Source organism: Kitasatospora sp. NPDC057198 (assembly GCF_042670125.1).
Taxonomy (GTDB): Bacteria; Actinomycetota; Actinomycetes; order Streptomycetales; family Streptomycetaceae; genus Kitasatospora.
In genome coordinates this window covers 1-4,632 of sequence record NZ_JBHUWH010000564.1, presented here as the reverse complement: position 1 = coordinate 4,632, position 4,632 = coordinate 1, and the positions used below count along the sequence as shown (strand labels likewise).

The 4,632-nt window shown below is 75.8% G+C and carries 2 protein-coding genes; both read left to right on the top strand.

Annotated elements, in window-relative coordinates:
- Positions 1 to 3,136 (top strand): SDR family NAD(P)-dependent oxidoreductase (locus tag ACFUEL_RS35510; RefSeq protein WP_380241679.1); only part of this gene is annotated, 3,136 nt, incomplete at its 5' end.
- 107 nt (positions 3,137 to 3,243) lie between these two features.
- The coding region (locus ACFUEL_RS35505) for a type I polyketide synthase (protein WP_380241677.1) at positions 3,244 to 4,632 on the top strand (1,389 nt) is incomplete at its 3' end.

Sequence of the window (4,632 nt, the reverse complement as noted above, 5' to 3'; positions counted from 1 at the left end):
GTTCGCCGAGACCTTCGACCGGGTCTGCGGGCTGCTGGAACTCGAACTCGGCGTCTCCGTGCGGGACGTGGTGCTCGGCGACGGCGACGGATCGCCGGTGGACCGGACGCTGGTGGACCAGACGCTGTACGCGCAGACCGGCCTGTTCGCGTTCGAGGTCGCGCTCGCCGAGGTGCTGCGTGCGGCGGGCGTCGTCCCGGACGCGGTGGTGGGCCACTCGGTCGGCGAGGTCGCGGCCGCGCACGTGGCCGGGGTGCTGTCGCTGCCGGACGCCGTGCGGCTGGTCGCCGCCCGGGCCCGGCTGATGCAGGCGCTGCCGCACGGCGGGGCGATGGCGGCGATCAACGCCGCCGAGTCCGAGGTGCTGGCCGAACTGGCCGACCTCCCCGGCGTGGGCATCGCCGCGGTCAACGGGCCCGACTCGGTCGTGGTCTCCGGTGAGACGGAGGCCGTCGACCTGCTGGTGGAGGTGTGGCGGGAGCGTGGTCGCCGGGTGCGGCGGCTGCGGGTCTCGCACGCCTTCCACTCGGCCGCGATGGACCCGGTGCTCGCCGAACTCGCCTCCGTCGCAGCCGGGTTGGAGTACCGCCGACCCGAGCTGACGTGGGCGGGCGCGCTGACCGGCGAGCTGGTCGGTGAGTGCGAGCCCGGCTACTGGGCGGCGCAGACCCGGCAGGCGGTGCGGTTCGCGGATGCGGTGGCCGCGCTGGCGGCGCAGGGTGTGACGGTGTTCCTCGAGGTCGGGCCGGACGGGTCGCTCTCCTCGCTGGGCCCGGACGCGGTGGCGGGTGTCGCGGGCGAGGAGCCCGTGTTCGTGCCGTTGCAGCGCCGCGACGAGCAGGGCACGGCCGGTCTGCTGGCCGGGCTGGCCCGTGCGTTCGTCAACGGCGCGGCCGTGGACTGGAGTTCGGTCCTGCCGGCCGCCCGGCCGGTCGAGCTGCCCACCTACGCGTTCCGCCACCAGCGGTTCTGGCCCGACGTCACCCTGGTCCTGCCGACGGCGGCGACGCCGGCCCTCGGCGGGGACGGGACGGGCAGCGAGGCGGAGGCCCGGTTCTGGGCGGCCGTCGAGGACGGCGACCTGGCCCGGATCGCCGACACCCTGGCCGTCGAGGACAGCCAACTGGCCGGCGTGCTGCCCGCGCTGGCGTCCTGGCGGCGCCGCGAGCAGGACCGCTCGCTGACCGCCAACTGGCGCTACCGCAGCGGTTGGTCGGCCCTCACCGAGCCCGACTCGCGCGTCCTGTCCGGCACCTGGCTGCTGGCCGTGCCCGCCGGGGTGGACGCCGAGCCGTACGCGGCGGCGCTGTCCGGCCGCGGCGCGGAGGCCGTCCCGGTGGTGGTCGACACCGTCGACCGGGCCGATTTGGCCGCCCTGCTGGCGGGCGTCGAGGCCCCGGTGGCGGGTGTGCTGTCGCTGCTGGCGCTGGACGAGACGCCGCTGCCGGACCACCCGGCGGTCAACGGCGGCCTGGCCGCCACCCTCGCGCTGATCCAGGCGCTGGGCGACACGGGCGTCATCGCGCCGCTCTGGCTGGCCACCCGCGGCGCGGTCGCGGCCGGGCCCGGCGAGGCGCTGTCGAACCCCGTGCAGGCGCAGGTCTGGGGCCTGGGCCGGGTGGTCGGGCTCGAACAGCCCGACCGCTGGGGCGGGCTGGTCGACCTGCCGGAACGCTTCGACGAGCGGGCCGCGGCCCGGCTGGTCGCGGTGCTGGCGGGCTGCGGCGAGAGCGAGGTCGCGATCCGGTCCGCCGGTGTCTTCGGCCGCCGCCTCACCCGGGCCGCCCAGCCCCGCGGCAAGGCGCGCTGGACGCCACGCGGCAGCGTGCTGATCACCGGCGGCACCGGCGCCATCGCCGGCCACGTCTCGCGCTGGCTCCCCGACCGGGGCGCCGAACGCCTGGTGCTGACCGGCCGCTCCGGCCCGGCCGCGCCCGGCGTCGCGGCGACCGTCGCCGACCTGGCCGCCCGCGGCGCCCGGGTGGACGTCATCTCCTGCGACGTGACGGACCGCCCGGCCCTCGCCGACCTGGTCGACTGGATCGGCGACACCGGCCCGGCCCTGTCCTCGGTCCTGCACACCGCCGCCGTCCTGGACGACGGCGTGGTGGACCGGCTCACCCCGCAGCGCCTGGAGACCGCCCTCGCGGCCAAGGCCGCCAGCGCCGCGCACCTGGACGAGCTGACCGCGCACCTCGACCTGGACGCGTTCGTGCTGTTCTCCTCGGCCGCCTCCACCCTGGGCGCGGCCGGGCAGGGCAACTACGCGGCCGCCAACTCCTACCTGGACGCGCTCGCCGAGCACCGGCGCTCGCGCGGCCTGGCCGGCCTCGCGGTCGCCTGGGGCGCCTGGGCGGGCGGCGGCATGGCCGAGTCCAGCAAGGTCGTCCGGGCCCGGGTCAAGCGGGCCCCGATGCCCGCGATGGACCCGCAGCTCGCCGTCCGCGCGCTCGGCGAGTCGCTGGACGGCCCGGACGCCGTGGTCACCGTCATGGACGTCGACTGGGCCGAACTGGTCGCCTCGCCCGGCCCCCGCGACCCGCGGCAGATGCCGCTGGTCCGGGACCTGCCCGAACTCCGCAAGCTGGCCGCCACCGCGACCCCCGGCACGGGCGCGGCCGGCGGCCGGGGCGCCCTGGCCGAACAACTGGCCGGGCTGGGCCGCACCGAGCAGGAACGGGTGCTGACCGACCTGGTCCGCAACGAGGTCGCGATCGTGCTGGGCCACGGCTCCGCCGACGCGATCGAGGACCGGCGCGCGTTCAAGGACCTGGGCTTCGACTCGCTGACCTCCGTCGAACTGCGCAACCGCCTCAACCTGGCGACCGGGCTGCGGCTGCCCGCCACCCTGGTGTTCGACCACCCCACCCCGAACGCCCTTGCCGGATGGCTGCGAACCGAGGTTGTCTCGGACGAAGCGGTGTCGGCGCCGATCCTCGCGGAGCTCGACCGGCTCGAAGCCGCTCTCCGCACCGGAACGGTCGACGACCCGGTGCGGGAAGAGGCCACCGACCGGCTGCGGCGGCTCCTGGACGCCCTCGGCGACCAGGCCGCGGCAACGAGGCAACGGCGCGAAGCGGAACTCGAGGGCGCCACCGACGACGAGCTGTTCGCCCTCGTCGACGAACTCGAGTAACGCCTGTCCGGCCCAGAGGGTCGCTGCTCCAACCGGGCTGTCCCGCACGCTCCGTGCGGGACAGCCCGTCCATGACTCTGCCCGAAAACCATTGCTGGGAGACGACCGTGTCCGACCAGGACAAGCTCCGTAGTTACCTGAAGCGGGCCATCGCCGACGCCCAGGACGCCCGTGCCCGACTGCGCGAGGTGCAGGAGCAGGCGGCCGAACCGGTGGCGATCGTCGGCATGGCCTGCCGCTTCCCGGGCGGGGCGGACAGCCCGGAGGCGTTCTGGGAGCTGCTGGCCTCGGGCGGCGACGCGGTCGGCGGCTTCCCCACCGACCGCGGCTGGGACCTGGCGGAGGTCTACGACCCCGACGGCGAACGCGAGGGCACCTCGTACGTCGCGCAGGGCGCGTTCCTGCGCGACGCCACCCGCTTCGACGCCGACTTCTTCGGCATCAGCCCGCGCGAGGCCCTGGCCATGGACCCGCAGCAGCGCCTGCTGCTGGAGACCTCCTGGGAGGCGCTGGAGCGTGCGGGCATCGACCCGGCCGCGCTGCGGGAGAGCGCCACCGGCGTGTTCGCGGGCGGCTTCGCCTCCAACTACGGCATCGGCGTCTCCTGGTCCGCCGAGGCCGGCTCCGGCGTCGAGGGCCACCTGATGACCGGCAACGCGACCAGCGTGCTCTCCGGCCGGGTCTCCTACGCCCTCGGCCTGGAGGGCCCGGCCGTCACCATCGACACCGCCTGCTCCTCCTCGCTGGTCGCCCTGCACCTCGCCGCGCAGGCGCTGCGCTCCGGCGAGTGCACGCTCGCCCTGGCCGGCGGCGTCACCGTCCTGGTCTCCCCGGGCACCTTCGTGGAGTTCTCCCGCCAGCAGGGCCTCTCCCCGGACGGCCGCTGCCGCGCGTTCTCCGAGGACGCGGACGGCACCGGCTGGGCCGAGGGCGTCGGCATGCTGGTGGTCGAGCGGCTCTCCGACGCGCAGCGCAACGGGCACAAGGTCCTTGCCGTGCTGCGGGGTTCGGCCGTCAACCAGGACGGTGCGTCCAACGGCCTGACCGCCCCCAACGGCCCGTCCCAGCAGCGGGTAATCCGGGCGGCGCTCGCCAACGCCCGGCTCACCGCCGCCGAGGTGGACGTGGTGGAGGCGCACGGCACCGGCACCACGCTGGGCGACCCGATCGAGGCGCAGGCGCTGCTGGCCACCTACGGCCAGGACCGGCCGGCCGAACGGCCATTGCTGCTGGGCTCGGTGAAGTCCAACATCGGGCACACCCAGGCCGCGGCCGGTGTCGCGGGCGTCATCAAGATGGTGCTGGCGCTGCAGCACGAACTGCTGCCGCCGACCCTGCACGCCGAGACCCCGTCCTCGCACGTGGACTGGACGGCCGGACACTCCCGGCTGCTCACCGAGCCGACCGCCTGGCCGGCCGGCGAGCAGCCGCGCCGGGCCGGTGTGTCGTCCTTCGGCATCAGCGGCACCAACGCGCACGTCATCGTCGAGGAGGCC